The organism is Brucella sp., assembly GCF_032066345.1.
In the GTDB taxonomy this organism is placed as follows: Bacteria; Pseudomonadota; Alphaproteobacteria; order Rhizobiales; family Rhizobiaceae; genus Brucella; species Brucella pseudogrignonensis.
Genome location: NZ_DAMBKZ010000003.1, coordinates 154,866 through 171,028 on the forward strand (window position 1 = coordinate 154,866; position 16,163 = coordinate 171,028).

A 16,163-nucleotide genomic window follows, 5' to 3' on the forward strand; every position below is an offset into this window, starting at 1 on the left:
TTTGGGGTATCTCGCAAGGGTGAGAATTTGGGGGCTGGCTGATATGACTGCAAGAATTCTTGTCGTTGATGCTGCAGAATCGAATGCAAAGCTGCTCGAAGCGCTGCTCTTGCGCGAATATTACGAGGTCGTAACCGCTAATAAAGGCGCGGAGGCGATCGAGATTTGCCTGGGCGGGCAGATCGATGTGATTATCCTTGATGTCGTCATGTCAGATATGGACGGCTTTGACGTTTGTCGTCGCCTGAAAGACGACCCGCGCACCACCAATATTCCGGTTGTGATTCTAACGGCTCTGGATAGTTCTGAAGACAAGATCAAAGGGCTTGAGGCTGGAGCGGATGATTTCCTGTCCAAGCCCGCTCAGGATCTCCAACTCCTTTCACGCGTGAAAAGCCTCGCGCGTCTTAAAATGGTTTCGGATGAGCTTTTCCAGCGCACTGGAACTGTCGCTGACACAGAAGTCGAAGCTCTACTCGTGACCAAATTATCCGGGCGCTTTGGCGGTGGGGAAGATGCAGCACGTATTCTGGTGGTGGATGAGAATGAACTGGCAGCAGCACGGTTGCGCCTCATCCTCGGCGAGGATTATTTCGTCGATGTCGCACATGACGCAAATGCGGCTCTCATCAAGGCGATTGAGAATGATTACGACAGCATCGTCATTTCGGCAGATTTTACCTATTACGACCCATTGCGATTATGCTCACAGATACGCACAATCGAGCGCACACGGCTTGTTCCGATCATTCTGATCGTCAATGAAGACGAGGGCGCTTTGGTCGTTCGTGCGCTTGAACTGGGCGTAAATGACTATGTTATGCGTCCGCTTGAGAAGCTGGAGCTTTATGCGCGGTTGCGCACCCAGATCAAGCGCAAATGCTATAATGATTTGCTGCGTCAGAGCTTACACCGCACAATCACAATGGCGGTAACTGACAGCCTCACCGGGCTGCATAATCGGCGTTACCTTGATACGCACATGCCAGTACTCTTGTCGCGCGCTACAGGGCGCGAGAGGCCGCTTTCGGTCATCATGATTGACTTCGACCATTTCAAACGCGTCAATGACAAATACGGGCATGACGGTGGCGACGATGTTCTGCGAGAATTCGCTGCGCGGCTGCGTAAAAAGATACGCGGCATGGATGTCATGTGTCGCTATGGCGGCGAAGAATTTGCCATCGTATTACCGGATACTGATTTAACAGCTGCCACAGCGGTAGCAGAGCGCATTCGCGAAGCTGTTGCCGAAGCGCCGTTCCTCATCATTGGTGGTAAGCACAAGATCAATATGACGATCAGCATCGGTATTGCCGGGCTACGGCTTATGGGCGGAGATACTGCTGAGGCACTTTTTGCACGAACGGATGCAGCACTTTATGAAGCCAAGAAAACAGGCCGGAATCGCATCGTTCTTTCCGCCGCCTGATTAGGATCTCCCAAATAAAAAAGCCGTCTCTTGAGAGACGGCTTTTTTTGATTCCTGCCAGTAATCTGGCGTCGGAAACGAATTACTTGATCTTCGTTTCCTTGAAGTCGACGTGCTTGCGCGCAATCGGGTCGTACTTGGTCTTTGTCATCTTTTCCGTCATCGTGCGGCTGTTCTTCTTCGTTACGTAGAAGAAGCCGGTGTCAGCGGTCGACAAAAGCTTGATCTTGATGGTCGTAGCCTTGGCCATATCGAAATACCTGCTCTTTCATGATTAAACCGCTGCGAGTCTGTCCAATTGGTCAGAAGCGGAAATTCGGCGCGACACTACGGATTAAGGGCGAAAAGTCAACCCCGCTTCTTCCTTTGAACAAGTCTTATCGCAGCAAAGAGTGCAAAAGCTGCAAAAAAGACGCCCAGAGTCAGTGGAAAGCCCTTGGGTCCAGCCATATCCATACCCACGCCAACGGCCTGTGGGCCTGCCAACATGCCGATTGCATAGCAGAAGATGAAGGCGGCATTGGCTGATGCAAGCTCGCGACCGGTGAGTTCTGAACCAAGATGCGCAAGCCCGACAGTGTAGAGGCCCGCAACGACACCGCCCCAGAGGAACAGCACAGCCGCCATTAGATACCAGTTCTCCATCAGATAGGGCAGGGCCATCATCCCGGCGAGACCCGTAACGGCGCAGAACAGCAACAGTTTGCGGCGATCCGAAATGCGGTCGCTGATGATTCCCAGCGGTATCTGCATCAGGACATTGCCAAGACCGATCATCGTCAGCAGCAGGGCTGCATCGCCTTCGTCATAGCCAACACGGGCGCCAAAGACCGGGAACAGGGCGAAACCGCCAGTTTCAACTGCGCCAAATACGAAGACTGCCATCGTTGCCGTCGGTACGGCAAAAATAAACGGCAGAAAGGGAACGTGTTCGCCTTCCTCGAAATCCGGGCTGTCGCGCCATGCGACAACCACCGGAATGATGGCGATCAAGATGATGGCGAAGCCGACATAGAACGGCAAACCGCCCGCGCTGCCGATCTTTGAAAAGAGCCAAGGCCCGAGCGCAAAGCCGAGCGAAAGCGAGGTTGCGTAAATGCCGAGCACAAGGCCACGTTTTTCAGGCGGAGCTGAGGCGTTGATCCAGTATTCCGAGAGAACGAAAAGCACTGTCAGCGCAAAATGCAGGACGATTCGCAGAGCAAACCATGCCCAGAGTGGCTGAAAAAAGTGAAAGCCCAGAAATGCGACGCTGCCAATCAAGAGCATCAGAACAATTGCCTTGGCCACACCGAGGCGGGCGGCAATGGGTGCTGCGAGCGGTGCGGCAACAATGGATGCAAGACCTGCGACTGCAGTGTTCGCACCGATAAGGCTGGCTGAGTGACCGCGGCTTTCAAGCAGAACGCTCAGAAGCGGAATACCAAGCCCGATCGCTGCACCCATGGCGCTGATCGTGGCGATTGCCGCTGCAAGGGAACGCCAATGCATCTGGCCCTGGGTGTTCCCGCCGTCTGGTTCCTGGGGGATGATGTCGGCAGGATAAACTTCTTTATTCATTAGGTCAGATCACTTCGCGAACAAAGCGGCCATGCCGCTTGCTGTATTGCACCACTGGCAGAGTGGCTGGCAGTTCAAGCCGGGTTTCCGTCAGCAGCGTTTGCGCTTCTTTCAGAATTGTCTGAGTAATACGGGCGACGTCCAGTTTATCAACGTCATCGACGGCCACCCAATCCAAATCTTGTAGTTCTCCACTGGGAACAAGTTTCTGGCTTGCCAGTTCTGGCAGGCTGTCACGGAAAGCAATAAAAAAGCGCGTGTCGAAACGACGTACATTTCCGGGCGGAGTGATTGCACGGGCGAAATAGCGCAGGTCTCCCAGCGCAGGTAACGCTCCACCTTCCAGAAATGCCAACCAGTCCTTGTTTGCAGGATAATTGGCACCGTTTAATGACAAGGCGTTTTCCGCCCCGGGACGCGCGAGTTTTAGCCCGGTTTCTTCAAATGTTTCGCGAATGGCACAGAGCCCAAGCGCTCTTGCGCGGCGTTGTGAAGCGCGCGCACCCATGCCAGATACGAGCTTCTGCGTGTCATCGGAGCTAAGCTCGGAGGCAGCGCCAATGCTGCCATCGATAGGATCGGCTCTGCCGCCAGGGAATACGTATTTTCCGGGCATGAACGCGAGAGACGGATGGCGTCTGCCCATCAGAATGCGGGGGACGCGTTCCGTGCGGTCAATAAGAAGCAATGAGGCAGCATCGCGCGGGCGAAGCGGCAGCCTTGGTGTATGCGTTGTGGCGTGTGAAGGGGATGTCACGGGGATGAACCCTGTCAGGTGACGTCGCCGTAATCACCTTCGCCCTTACCGCCGAAACCATGCATGAACAGCGCCCATTGAAGGCCGATGGTTGCGCCTTTGATTGGCTGCAGCATGAGAAGCGACAGGATGACGGTCATCGGCCCCCAGATAGCCATATGCGCCCAGAGCGACAGGTTCGTGGTTGCTTCAACGCCCATGAAGGCGCCAACGACGATGTGTCCAACAACAAGGATTGTCAGATAGGCCGGAAGGTCGTCTGCGCGCTGCTCGGTGTAATCTTCACCGCAGACAGAGCAGCTATCGACAGGCTTTACAAAAGCCCGAAACAGCTTGCCTTCGCCGCAATGCGGGCAGCGGCACTTAAATCCGCGCCACATCGCCTGACCCAAATCGCGGGTCGGGCGGGCAGTTTTCTGGCTTTCACCACCGAAAACGTGGATCTGACTATCTGTGGAATTGGCCTCTAGCGTGCTCATCTGTGACCTTTTCTCTTGGAGCGCGAAACGCCTGCCGGCTTTCCTTTGCGCCCGCGCATCCCTTTGCTTGCTTTGTGATGCGAACGCGTCGACATCGGCAAGGAATGCGGTTCCGAAACCATCTCAAACCGAAGCGCACCCGCGACAGGGAGCGCTTCCACCAGTCTAACCGTTACATTGTCGCCCAGACGGAAGCCTTTTCCGCTTTTTTCTCCGGCGAGTGCATGGTTTGCTTCGTCATACAGATAGTATTCATTACCCAAAGTTGAAATGGGGACAAGTCCGTCTGCGCCATATGTCGCAAGGGATACGAAAAGCCCGGCTTTTGTGACACCAGTTACGCGTCCCTCATATTCATCACCAAGATGCGCTGCGAGGAAATGGGCAATCAGGCGATCAACGGTCTCGCGCTCTGCAAGCATCGCACGGCGTTCGGTCGAAGAAATGAGCGCCGCAGTTTCTTCCAGATGCGCTTCTTCATCGGTGGTCAGACCATCCTTGCCAAATCCCAAAGCCTTGATCAGAGCGCGATGCACGATCAGATCGGCATAACGGCGGATCGGCGAGGTGAAATGCGCATATTTGCGCAAATGCAGACCGAAATGACCGATATTATCCGGGCTGTAGATCGCCTGGCTTTGCGTGCGTAGCACCACCTGATTGACCAGATCTTGATGATCTGTTCCATCAACAGCTTCGAGAATACGATTGAACTGTGCCGGCTTAAGAGCAACACCTTTGGCAAGATTAATTTCAAGCGTGCGCAGAAACTCCCGCAAAGATTCCTGCTTTGCCAGTGCCGGTTCATCGTGGATACGGAAAATCAACGGCTGACGATGTGCTTCAAGCACTTCAGCTGCGGCCACATTTGCCTGAATCATGAACTCTTCGATGAGCTTATGGGCGTCCAGTCGCTCAGGTACGATAACCTTGTCGACCTTGCCGTCAGGCCCGAGCAGGATTTTCTTTTCCGGCAAATCCAGCTCGAGCGGTTCGCGTGCATCGCGACCGCGTTTGAGGGCGCCATAGGCGGCCCATAGCGGCTTGAGGATCGTGTCCAGAATAGGTGCAGTCTTCTCATCCGTTGCGCCGTCTATCGCTGCCTGTGCCTGCGCATAGGCAAGCTTTGCAGCGGAACGCATCAGGATGCGATGGAACTTGTGAGACTTCTTATGTCCGTTGGCGTCGAACATCATGCGGACGGCAAGAGCTGGGCGATCTTCCAGTTCACGCAGCGAGCATAGATCGTTGGAAATGCGCTCTGGCAGCATAGGTACAACCCGGTCGGGGAAGTAAACCGAATTGCCGCGCTTTAATGCTTCGCGATCAAGCGCCGAGTTGGGGCGCACATAGGCTGCCACATCAGCAATCGCAACGACGACCACATGACCACCGACATTGTCGGGATCAGTGTCCGGCTCTGCATAAACGGCGTCATCGTGATCCTTTGCATCTGACGGATCGATGGTGAGTAGCGGCAGCTCGCGCCAGTCTTCACGACCGTCAAGCGTTGCAGGCTTTGCGGCTTCTGCTTCGCGGATCACATCATCCGGGAAAACATGCGGGATTTCATGCTCGTGAATGGCGATCATCGACAGGGCTTTTTCGCTGTCGATTGAACCCACCACCTGTCGCACCTTGCCGCTCGGCAAGCCATAGCGACGAGACGACGTCAGTTCCACCTCAACCAGATCGCCACTTTCCGCATCGGCAAGCGACTTTGGATCAAGCTGTACTTCCGGCTGCTTGCGATTGACTGGCTCGAGCCGCCATTCGCCATTGCTGAGCTTACGCAATACGCCAAGTACCGCGTTGCTGCCCTGATCGACAACCTTGATTACGCGCGCGGAATACTCCGGACCGTCATTGTCCTTGTTGCGGAAAATCTTGGCCAGTACCCGATCGCCAACACCGACTGCCGGACCATCGGACGACTTGTTGAGGCGGGTTCGACGGATAGTGACGACTGGCGGCTTGCCGTAGTTTTCTTCGTCCCATTCAGCCGGGCGTGAGATGAGTCCGCCGTCATTGTCACGGCCGATAATGTTCAATACGGAAATTGGTGGCAGGGTGCCGGGGCGGGAGAGGCGACGGGCACGCTTTTCAAGCAGGCCTTCATCACCGAGTTCACGCAGCAGATCCTTGAGATAGACGCGTGCATCGCCCTTGATATTGAATGCCTTGGCCAGATCGCGCTTGCCTGCGCGGTCCGGGTTCTCTTCGATAAACTTGAGAACCTCGTCACGCGTCGGCAGGAAGGAGGTTGAATCTCCTGCCTGTGCAGCTTCTGATTTTGCTTTAGCAGCACGCCGTTCGGTCCGTGCGGATCGTCCGGTATCGGGTTTGGGGAAACGACGCGCCAATTCTTACTCCTCTGCCGCCTTCGCCTTTGCTTTGGAAGGGGCTTTTTTCTTCGCCGCCGGCTTCTTTGCAGCAGCTTTTTTCGGTGCGGCTTTCTTTTCGCCATCTGCGGCCTTGGCGGCAGATTTGCGGGCAGGAGCCTTCTTTGCCTTTGTGCTGCCAGCTTTTGCGGCAACGAGTTCCAGCGCTTCTTCCAGCGTCACACTGGCCGGATCCTTGCCCTTTGGCAGCGTAGCATTCACCTTGCCCCAGTTGACGTAAGGACCGTAACGACCGTCACGAACGGTGACTGCGCCACCATCTGGATGATCGCCCAATGTCGCAAGGGCTGCAGGTGTCGAGCGGCCACGACCACCCTTCGACTGTTTATCCGCAAGGACGGAAACAGCGCGATTGAGGCCCACCGAGAACACTTCATCAGCGTTTTCGAGATTGGCAAACGTGCCATCATGGCTGACGTAAGGACCATAGCGGCCAATGCCAGCAGAGATCATCTTGCCGGTTTCAGGGTGCTGTCCAACATCACGCGGCAACGACAGCAGCGCCATTGCTTTTTCATGATCAAGCGTATCGACCGTCCAGCCTTTTGGCAGGCTGGCACGCTTGGCTTCCTTGCCTTCGCCCCGCTGAACATATGGGCCGAAACGACCGGTTCGCGCGGTGATTTCTTCACCGGTGAATGGATCTTTGCCCAGCTGCTTCGGTTCGTCGGAAGCTGCTGCTTCTCCGTTGCCTTCACCGCCCAGCTGACGGGTGAACTTGCACTCCGGATAATTCGAACAACCGACGAACGCGCCGTATTTTCCGAGCTTCAGCGAAAGCTGGCCCGTGCCACAGGTTGGGCAGGTGCGCGGGTCGCTACCATCGCCGCGATCAGGGAAAGCAAGCGATGAAAGCTCTTCGTTGAGCGCATCCAGAACGTTGGTAACGCGCAGTTCCTTGATATCATCAACAGAACCGGAGAAGTCCCGCCAGAAATCACGCAGCACGTCTTTCCAGGAAAGCTTGCCATCGGAAATGAGGTCGAGCTTTTCTTCAAGGTCCGCTGTGAAATCATATTCGACATAGCGTTTGAAGAAGCTTTCAAGGAACGAAATAACCAGACGGCCCTTCGGTTCCGGCATGAGCTTACGCTTGTCGATGGTGATATATTCACGATCACGAAGCGTTGCGAGCGTCGCTGCGTAGGTCGATGGACGGCCAATGCCGAGCTCTTCCATCTTCTTGATGAGCGATGCTTCCGAATAACGCGGTGGCGGCTCGGTGGAATGCTGCGTGGCGTCGATCTTTTCGCGCGCAATCGCCTCACCGGAGCGGATTTCAGGCAGCTTTGCGCTGTCTTCATCCTCATCTTCTTCTTCGCGGTGATCCATATAGGCCGCGAGGAAGCCGTCAAACTTCGTAACCGAACCGTTGGCGCGCAGCATGGCCGAGCGCGAACCATTGGTTGCTTCGATGTCAGCGGTTGTGCGTTCAATGTCGGCAGCCTGCATCTGGCTCGCGATAGCGCGCTTCCAGATCAGCTCGTACAGACGCGCCTGATCTTCATCGAGATAGCGGCGCACTTCTTTCGGATGGCGCGTGAATTCCGTCGGACGGATCGCTTCGTGCGCTTCCTGAGCGTTCTTGGCCTTGCTCGAATAGTAGCGAGGCTTTTCCGGCACATATTGTGGACCGAAGCTCTTGCCAATCGCATCGCGGGCGGCAGTGATGGCTTCGGGGGCCATCTGCACGCCGTCGGTACGCATATAGGTGATCAGACCGGCGGTTTCGCCGCCAATGTCCACGCCTTCATAAAGACGCTGCGCAACCTGCATGGTGCGCGATGCCGAAAAGCCGAGCTGTCCTGATGCCGCCTGCTGAAGCGTCGATGTGGTGAATGGAGGGCCGGGATTGCGCTTGGTCGGCTTGGCTTCGACAGAAACTGCCTTGAAGCTTGCGCCTTCCAGCATGGTACGGATGGCCGTTGCCTGCTCTTCATTCTCGATGTCGAGCTTGCCGAGCCTCTTGCCGTCGACCGCAGTCAAACGAGCCGAGAACGCATCGTTACGCGGTGTTTTAAGCGAAGCGGCGATATTCCAGTATTCTTCGCGGATGAAGCGTTCGATCTCGGATTCGCGGTCGCATACGAGACGCAGAGCTACCGACTGAACACGGCCTGCCGAACGAGCGCCGGGCAGCTTGCGCCACAAGACCGGTGAAAGCGTAAAGCCAACGAGATAATCAAGTGCACGACGAGCGAGATAGGCATCGACCAGCGGCTCATCGATATCGCGCGGATTTGCGATAGCGTCGAGAACGGCTTTCTTGGTGATGGCGTTAAACGCGACACGCTTGACGGTCTTTCCCTTCAAGGCCTTTTTCTGGTTGAGCACTTCGAGTACGTGCCACGAAATGGCTTCCCCTTCGCGATCAGGGTCAGTTGCCAGAAACAGACCATCACTGTCCTTCAACGCTTTGACGATATCCGCCAAACGCTTGGAAGAGTTGCTGTCAACTTCCCAGGACATTGCAAAATCTTCGTCCGGACGGACAGACCCATCCTTGGCTGGCAGATCTCGCACATGACCAAACGAGGCCAGAACCTTATAGTTCGACCCGAGATACTTGTTGATAGTTTTGGCCTTTGCAGGCGATTCGACGACAACGACGTTCATTACAACAGCCCAGATTCGCGATGTTTACGGGTAAGTTATCCCTGTATCGCGTTCAAATAGTTGCCTTTCACATGAACAGCGGTTTGCGTTTGGTCAAGAGCTAGACGGTAAAAATCGTCAAATACAACCTAAAGTTGCTATATGTAAATATAAAGCTTGTGGTAGTGTCTGGTCGGGGTATATCCGTCGGGTTTGAACCAGAAGGGTGATTTTCATTTGAAGGAAACCGGCACATTTTGGGGGCAAAGGTGGTTCAGCGAGATACAACTCGTCAGGAGACACTGGCTTATATAGAAGAAATGCTACAAGAACTCGTCAAAATGGCCAGAGGGACGGATAGTCATCTTCTCGTCTATCTCATGGACATGGCATTGCAGGAAGCACGCGACAATCAACATCATTGCCCGTGTGATTGAGTTTAAAAATGCTCATCGCGTGGCACAAGGGCGACCTGATTGCCGGGATAGCGTAACAGCCTCCCGGCAAGATCAAGTTCCAACAGGATTAGTTGGGCATTGCTTGCATCAAGGCCTGTGTGTCTGACAAGCGTATCAACATCGATCGGAACCGGCCCAAGAGCATCGACGAGAATATCGCGTTGCTCATCCGTTGTTATGGCTTGAAGCGGCTCAGGCGCTTCATCGATCTGGGTCAACAGATCGGGCTGCGCTGCTTCGGCTTTGAACGTATCGCGGCCGATGAGCGGGGACAAAGAATCGATAACGTCGTCGGCGCAGGTTACAAGCGTTGCGCCTTGTTTCAGAAGTGCATTGGTTCCGCGGGCGCGTGGATCGAGCGGCGAACCAGGCACTGCGAACACTGTTCGGCCCATTTCACCAGCCATGCGGGCGCTGATGAGCGAGCCTGAACGCTCGGCAGCCTCCACCACGATGAGACCAAGCGAAAGTCCAGCTATGATGCGGTTTCGACGTGGAAAATCACGCGCACGGGGCTCTGCACCCATCGGCATCTCGGTAATGAGTGCACTGCCGTTTTCGGGTATGGCACGATAGATCGGCAGGTTTTCGGGTGGGTAGGGTTTATCAAGGCCACCGGCCAGCACAGCCACGGTTCCGCTTTCTATGCTGGCTTTATGTGCTGCCGCATCGATCCCGCGCGCAAGGCCGGAGATTATTGCGAAGCCAGCGTCACCCAGATCACGCGCGAGACGCTCTGTGAAGCGTGCGCCGACCACAGACGCATTGCGCGAGCCAACGATGGCAACAGGGGGCTTGCGAAAGACATTTGGATTGCCCTTGATAATGACAAGTGGCGGTGGTGCTTCGCAATTTTTGAGCTGTTGCGGATAGTCCGGTTCGCCCATGCCAACAAGACGCGCACCTATCCGCTCGATGGCTTCCAGCTCGCGTTCGGCATCTTCCAGCGGTGTCACGCGCACGGGCTTAGCGCCACCGCCGCGTATGTTGAGGTCAGGTAATCTTTCTATGGCGCTGGCGGCAGAGCCACAGAACATGATGAGGTCGCGGAAAGCGACAGGACCGATGTTTTCAGTGCGAATGAGGCGCAGCCAGTTGAGCCGCTGTCGGTCGGAGAGGCGAATTCCGGAAGTTGAATTCGCGCTCTGTTTCATCCTTTTTTGCCTATCTTGCTTTCAGTGCCGCTGAGGAGGCGCGAGATATTGGCGTGATGCTTTATGAAGACAATAATGGTCAGCACAGCAAACAAAGCCGCAATCGCGTGATCACCGCGTGCATAAAGTGCGATTGGCACGATCAGACTGGCAACAAGCGCTGACAGTGAAGAATAGCGGGTGAGAAGTGCCGTGATGATCCATGCCGCGATGAAGACCAGCGCGCCGGGCCATGCAAGGCCGATCAGAATGCCAAGATAGGTTGCAACACCCTTGCCGCCTTTGAAGCCGATCCAGACCGGGAAAAGATGGCCGATAAATGCACCGAAACCAGCTGCAATTGCAGCTTCCTGGCCGAATTTTGAGGCGATTAATACGGCTGCCGTGCCTTTAAGCGCATCAAGAATGAGCGTTGCCGCCGCGAGCTTCTTGTTGCCGGTACGCAGAACATTGGTAGCACCAATATTGCCGGAACCAATCGAACGTACATCGCCCAGTCCTGCAAACCGTGTCAGGATAAGCCCGAAGGGAATGGAGCCGAGAATATAGCCGAATATCAGCGTGCAGATTGTCACTAAATTGACCAGACCTGTTTCGGCCATGGAACTCCCCATATGTTCTTTATTCAAATTACTTGAGAAGAAAAGCCGCCCAAAAGCAAGACGGCTTTTCTGAAAATGTTAAGCCGAATAAACTGTCTTGCCGCCGACTATAGTGCGGTTGACGCGACCTTGGAAGCGGGCACCTTCAAAGCAGCTATTCTTTGAGCGCGAATGCAGGTCTTGCTCACGAACCACCCATGGCTCGTCCAGATCAACAATCGCAAGATCAGCCTTGGCGCCGGGCTTCAGAGTGCCTGCATCCAGTCCAAAGATGCGCGCAGGCGCAGTCGAGAGCACTTCAACCAGACGAAGCAGCGGAATGCTGTCGTTGTGATGAAGTCGTAGGGCTGCAGCCAGCAGCGTTTCCAGGCCAATTGCACCAGCTTCTGCATCGGCAAAAGGCAAGCGCTTGGTGTCAACATCCTGCGGATCGTGTGCAGAAACGACAATGTCGATTGTGCCGTTCTTGACGGCTTCAACCATTGCCAGACGGTCTTCCTCGCTGCGCAGAGGCGGCGACAGACGGAAGAAGGTGCGGAACTCGCCGATGTCGTTTTCGTTGAGCGACAGGTGATTGATGGAAACGCCTGCCGTTACATTGGTGCCAAGGTCTTTTGAGCGCCTGAGCGCATCGGCTGACATGGCACAGGAAAGCTGTGCTGCGTGGTATTTGCTGCGGGTGAGAGCCGCCAGGCGCAGATCACGCTCCAGTGGAATGACTTCCGCTTCGCGCGGGCTACCCGAAAGGCCGAGCCAGCTTGCGAAGAGGCCTTCATTCATGACGCCATTGGCACCGAGATACGGATCACGGGTTTCACAGGCAATCACGGCATCAAAGTCGCGCGCATAAGTCAGAGCACGGCGCATCAATTGTGTATTGGTGAGGGTGTTGCGCCCTTCAGTGAAGGCAACCGCACCCGCATCGCGAAGCAGGCCGATTTCCGTCATTTCCTCGCCATGCAGGCCCTTGGTAATGGCAGCGGCGGGATGCACATTGACAATAGCCGTGTCGCGCGCAGTGCGCTTCACAAACTCGACCAGCGCCACATCATCGATAACCGGATCGGTATCCGGCATCATGATGATGGAGGTTACACCGCCAGCTGCTGCGGCCTGACTGGCCGATGCAATGGTTTCACGGTGTTCAGCACCGGGCTCGCCGATGAAAACGCGGGAATCGACCAGACCCGGCAGAATAGCCATGCCGTTGAGGTCGATGATTTCAGCGCCTTCAGGCGCACCTTGATTGCGGAAATCGGCACCGCTGGCGACAATCTTGTCGTCTTTGATCAGCAGGCTTCCGACTTCATCCAGTCCGCGAAACGGATCGATGATGCGGGCATTTTCAAAAAGGATCGCACTCATGCACGTTCTCCTGCGGCTTCTGCGCGACGCGGATCGAGCAGGGCTTCCATAACCGCCATACGCACAGCGACGCCCATTTCCACCTGTTGCTGGATCATGCTCTGGGGGCCGTCCGCTACATCGGATGCAATCTCGACACCGCGATTCATCGGGCCGGGATGCATGACCAGTGCATCAGGTCGGGCAAGCTTCAGCTTTTCCTTGTCGAGACCGTAGAAGCGGAAATACTCACGCACCGACGGTACAAAGGAGCCGGCCATGCGCTCACGCTGAAGGCGCAGCATCATCACGACATCGGCGTCTTTCAGGCCTTCTTCCATGGTGTTGTAAACTTCAACACTCATATCGGCGATGCCGGAAGGCAGCAGGGTCGAAGGGGCGACGACGCGAACGCGTGCGCCAAGTGCATTGAGCAGCAGAATGTTGGAGCGCGCAACGCGCGAGTGAAGCACATCGCCGCAAATGGCAACGATCAGGTTTCCGATGTCGCCCTTTGCGCGGCGGATGGTCAGCGCGTCGAGCAGCGCCTGTGTCGGGTGCTCGTGAGCACCGTCGCCAGCATTGACGACTGCGCAGCCGACTTTTTGCGCAAGTAGCGCCGCAGCACCGGCAGACGCATGGCGTATGACCAGAATATCTGGCTGCATAGCGTTCAGCGTCATCGCAGTGTCAATGAGCGTTTCGCCCTTCTTGACCGATGAGTTGCCGACCGACATGTTCATCACGTCCGCGCCCAGCCGTTTTCCGGCCAGCTCGAACGATGATTGCGTTCGCGTCGATGCTTCAAAGAAGAGGTTGATCTGGGTGCGACCGCGCAGCACGGACTTTTTCTTCTCGGACTGTCTGGAGACAGCCACTTCCTGATCCGCAAGATCGAGAAGACAATTAATGTCCAGGGGCGATAGCCCCTTGATGCCAAGCAGGTGGCGATGAGGGAAAATCGGTGAGACCGTTTGATTTGTCATGGCAAGTCACCCGTATAGAGCCGTGAAAGCTGGACCGCAACCGCCCTTATAAAGGCTTTAGCGGATTCACAAAGAAAAACCTGTATTCTTTGGGCATAAAGCGGTGAGCTGTCGGAAAATGTTAGTAAATTACAATGCAAGAACGCATAGAATGTAAGCTCTGCGCGCCTCAATCGGCTCGCAAGCTGATTTTGAGTTGAACAAAGCCGAACGGATAAGCCTGTGAAAACGCATGAAGTCACCAACCAGACCCCGTCTATGACGGGTACCAATGCATATCTGGGCGATCCGCTTCTGATTCAGATCGCAGCGCGTTTCCCGAAAGAACTGCATACTGACCTCGAGAATACCGGGCGTTTTGTCATGTCGGCGGAAGCGCAGGATCTTGCACGTCTCGCCAATACCGAATTGCCAAAGCTGCGCACCCATGATCGTCAGGGGCGCCGTGCCGATCTGGTGGAATATCATCCAGCCTATCATGCACTGATGCGCCGTTCGATTGCGCAGGGTCTTCATTGCTCGATATGGGAGGCCAATCCAGCTGAAGCCGGACGTCGCCATCAGGCACGCGCCGCGCGTTTCTTCCTCACCGCACAGCTTGAGGCAGGCCATCTCTGCCCGCTGACCATGACCAATGCTTCGCTCGCAGCAGTGATGGCTTCGCCTGATCTTTACAAGGAATGGTCGCCGCAGATTCTGTCGCGCAAATATGATTCCTCGCAAAAGCCCGCCTTGCAGAAGCAGGGGATTACGCTTGGTATGGGTATGACCGAGAAGCAGGGTGGCACGGATGTCCGCGCCAATACCACCCGCGCAGAACGCAATGAAGACGGCACCTATACAATCAGCGGCCATAAGTGGTTCATGTCTGCGCCGATGTCGGATGCTTTTCTGGTGCTGGCGCAGGTGGAAGAGGGGCTTTCCTGCTTCCTGCTGCCGCGCCTGACCAATGAGGCGGCTGGAAACGGCTTCTTCTTCCAGCGTTTGAAGGACAAGCTCGGAAACAAGTCCAATGCTTCCTCCGAAGTCGAGTTCGACGGCGCTATCGGTCATCTTGTCGGAAATCCCGGCGAAGGCGTCAAAACCATTATGGATATGGTCACGCTGACGCGACTTGATTGCGCTGTTGCCTCCGCTGGCCTGATGCGCTCGGGGCTGGCCGAGGCCGTTCATCATGCACGTCATCGCGAGGTAGGTGGGCAAAAGCTGATCGAACAGCCGCTGATGAGCCGCGTTCTTGCCGATATGGCGCTGGATGTTGCAGGTGCGACCGCACTTTCCATGCGTCTGGCGCGTGCCTTTGACATGGCTGCAAGTGATCGCGCGGAAGCTGCTTTCGCGCGATGCATGACGCCAGTTGTCAAATATTGGGTCTGCAAAATCGCACCGGCATTGCTTTATGAAGCGATGGAGTGCCTCGGTGGCAATGGATACATCGAGGACGGCAATCTCGCACGCGCCTATCGCGAAGCGCCGGTCAATGCGATCTGGGAAGGCTCGGGCAATGTAATGGCGCTCGACGTGGCGCGCGTGCTCTCACGCGCACCTTCGCTGTTCGACGAAGTTCTCGACTGGATCAGCGGACAGCTGGGCGTGCGTGGTCAGGGTACGATTGATGTGTTGCAGGCGGCATTGCAACTGACCGAAACCGATCAGGGCGTTGCGCGTCTTCTGACGGAGCAGCTTGCTTATGCGGCTGCTGCCGCCGAATTGCGCAATCTTGGAGCGGATGATGTGGCGGATGCCTTCATCGAAACGCGTCTTGGTGGGCAGTGGCGCTCGACCTATGGCATGTTGGATGCACGTCATAATGCCAACCGGATACTCGATCAGCTTTATCCGGCGTCGTAATCGCTGTCATCGACGTGCGATGAGCGCAGCATGTGCAGGCGATCCAGTGCGCCTTGCAAAATGAAGGAAGCTGCGGCCGAATCGATGCGTTCGGCCCGCTTACCGCGTGAAACGTCCATGCCGATGAGTGCGCGTTCGGCTGCGACCGTGGACAGGCGCTCGTCCCAGAACACGAAGGGCAGGTCGGTCAGTGGCTGCATAGTGCGCACGAAAGCCCGCGTCGCCTGAACGCGTGGTCCGGCTGACCCATCCATATTCATCGGCAGGCCAATAATAATGACGCCGACCTTGTCTGCTTCGAGTGCTTTCAGAAGCACCTGTGCATCGATTGTGAACTTGGTGCGTTTGATAACCGGACGGGGATGCGAGAATGACAGGCCCAGATCGGAAACCGCAAGGCCAATAGTTTTGGTGCCGAGATCAAGCCCGGCGACTGTCTGGCCAGGTTGCAGAATTTCCAAAACTTCTTCGATCTCAACGACGGCCATAGGTCCTCATAGTATTTTGATCAGGCTTCATATTGCCTGATGGAATTGAGCCGTA

13 protein-coding genes are annotated in these 16,163 nt (G+C 55.6%); 2 read left to right on the forward strand and 11 right to left on the reverse strand.

What is annotated here, in order from left to right; all coding sequences use genetic code 11:
* The first annotated feature begins 43 nt into the window (after nt 1-43).
* On the forward strand, nt 44-1,432 hold the full coding sequence (locus RT142_RS05370; RefSeq protein WP_007878619.1) for a PleD family two-component system response regulator: 1,389 nt from the start codon (nt 44-46) through the stop codon (nt 1,430-1,432).
* Between the two features lie 82 nt (nt 1,433-1,514).
* Here the strand turns inward: RT142_RS05370 and rpmG are convergent, their stop codons facing one another.
* The 10 genes from rpmG to RT142_RS05420 form a co-directional block, all read right to left on the reverse strand.
* Entirely contained in the window at nt 1,515-1,682 is a 168-nt protein-coding gene (gene rpmG, locus RT142_RS05375; RefSeq protein WP_007878621.1) for a 50S ribosomal protein L33, read from the reverse strand.
* A 98-nt stretch (nt 1,683-1,780) separates the two neighbouring features.
* Nucleotides 1,781-2,923, reverse strand: a complete 1,143-nt coding sequence (locus RT142_RS05380) for an MFS transporter (RefSeq protein WP_007878622.1) — start codon at nt 2,921-2,923, stop codon at nt 1,781-1,783.
* 73 nt (nt 2,924-2,996) lie between these two features.
* Nucleotides 2,997-3,608, reverse strand: coding sequence for an NUDIX hydrolase (locus RT142_RS05385; RefSeq protein WP_328588265.1), 612 nt, complete (start codon nt 3,606-3,608; stop codon nt 2,997-2,999).
* A 155-nt stretch (nt 3,609-3,763) separates the two neighbouring features.
* Complete coding sequence (locus RT142_RS05390; RefSeq protein ID WP_112812893.1) at nt 3,764-4,228, reverse strand: DUF983 domain-containing protein; 465 nt, start codon at nt 4,226-4,228, stop codon at nt 3,764-3,766.
* The gene (gene rnr, locus RT142_RS05395) at nt 4,225-6,591 is read right to left on the reverse strand and encodes a ribonuclease R (RefSeq protein ID WP_313027816.1); all 2,367 of its coding nucleotides are present in this window, start codon (nt 6,589-6,591) and stop codon (nt 4,225-4,227) included. The genes RT142_RS05390 and rnr overlap by 4 nt, the downstream gene beginning before the upstream one ends.
* Before the next feature lie 3 nt (nt 6,592-6,594).
* Nucleotides 6,595-9,246: a type I DNA topoisomerase gene (gene topA, locus RT142_RS05400; RefSeq protein WP_313027817.1), complete on the reverse strand. Its 2,652-nt coding sequence runs from the start codon at nt 9,244-9,246 to the stop codon at nt 6,595-6,597.
* A 418-nt stretch (nt 9,247-9,664) separates the two neighbouring features.
* Nucleotides 9,665-10,837, reverse strand: a complete 1,173-nt coding sequence (gene dprA / locus RT142_RS05405) for a DNA-processing protein DprA (protein WP_112806034.1) — start codon at nt 10,835-10,837, stop codon at nt 9,665-9,667.
* Nucleotides 10,834-11,439 carry a glycerol-3-phosphate 1-O-acyltransferase PlsY gene (gene plsY, locus RT142_RS05410; protein WP_007878647.1) on the reverse strand — a complete coding sequence of 202 codons (606 nt, stop codon included), beginning with the start codon at nt 11,437-11,439 and terminating at the stop codon, nt 10,834-10,836. The genes dprA and plsY overlap by 4 nt, the downstream gene beginning before the upstream one ends.
* A 78-nt stretch (nt 11,440-11,517) precedes the next feature.
* Nucleotides 11,518-12,804 (reverse strand): dihydroorotase, encoded by a 1,287-nt coding sequence (locus RT142_RS05415; protein WP_313027819.1) that lies wholly within the window; start codon nt 12,802-12,804, stop codon nt 11,518-11,520.
* Nucleotides 12,801-13,769: an aspartate carbamoyltransferase catalytic subunit gene (locus tag RT142_RS05420; protein ID WP_007878655.1), complete on the reverse strand. Its 969-nt coding sequence runs from the start codon at nt 13,767-13,769 to the stop codon at nt 12,801-12,803. The genes RT142_RS05415 and RT142_RS05420 overlap by 4 nt, the downstream gene beginning before the upstream one ends.
* 222 nt (nt 13,770-13,991) lie before the next feature.
* Here RT142_RS05420 and RT142_RS05425 point away from each other — a divergent pair, with 222 nt between their 5' ends.
* Nucleotides 13,992-15,620 carry an acyl-CoA dehydrogenase family protein gene (locus RT142_RS05425; RefSeq protein ID WP_112806030.1) on the forward strand — a complete coding sequence of 543 codons (1,629 nt, stop codon included), beginning with the start codon at nt 13,992-13,994 and terminating at the stop codon, nt 15,618-15,620.
* Here the strand turns inward: RT142_RS05425 and ruvX are convergent.
* Nucleotides 15,605-16,108, reverse strand: a complete 504-nt coding sequence (gene ruvX, locus RT142_RS05430; RefSeq protein ID WP_313027821.1) for a Holliday junction resolvase RuvX — start codon at nt 16,106-16,108, stop codon at nt 15,605-15,607. The two genes, RT142_RS05425 and ruvX, sit on opposite strands and share 16 nt — an antisense overlap.
* Nucleotides 16,109-16,163 lie beyond the last annotated feature (55 nt).

Coding starts and splice junctions, on each gene's coding strand:
- dprA (WP_112806034.1), bottom strand. CDS start 10,837: ATGAAACAGAGCGCGAATTCAACTTCCGGAATTCGCCTCTCCGACCGA.
- topA (WP_313027817.1), bottom strand. CDS start 9,246: ATGAACGTCGTTGTCGTCGAATCGCCTGCAAAGGCCAAAACTATCAAC.
- RT142_RS05370 (WP_007878619.1), top strand. CDS start 44: ATGACTGCAAGAATTCTTGTCGTTGATGCTGCAGAATCGAATGCAAAG.
- ruvX (WP_313027821.1), bottom strand. CDS start 16,108: ATGGCCGTCGTTGAGATCGAAGAAGTTTTGGAAATTCTGCAACCTGGC.
- RT142_RS05420 (WP_007878655.1), bottom strand. CDS start 13,769: ATGACAAATCAAACGGTCTCACCGATTTTCCCTCATCGCCACCTGCTT.
- RT142_RS05380 (WP_007878622.1), bottom strand. CDS start 2,923: ATGCATTGGCGTTCCCTTGCAGCGGCAATCGCCACGATCAGCGCCATG.
- RT142_RS05385 (WP_328588265.1), bottom strand. CDS start 3,608: ATGCCCGGAAAATACGTATTCCCTGGCGGCAGAGCCGATCCTATCGAT.
- RT142_RS05415 (WP_313027819.1), bottom strand. CDS start 12,804: ATGAGTGCGATCCTTTTTGAAAATGCCCGCATCATCGATCCGTTTCGC.
- plsY (WP_007878647.1), bottom strand. CDS start 11,439: ATGGCCGAAACAGGTCTGGTCAATTTAGTGACAATCTGCACGCTGATA.
- RT142_RS05390 (WP_112812893.1), bottom strand. CDS start 4,228: ATGAGCACGCTAGAGGCCAATTCCACAGATAGTCAGATCCACGTTTTC.
- rpmG (WP_007878621.1), bottom strand. CDS start 1,682: ATGGCCAAGGCTACGACCATCAAGATCAAGCTTTTGTCGACCGCTGAC.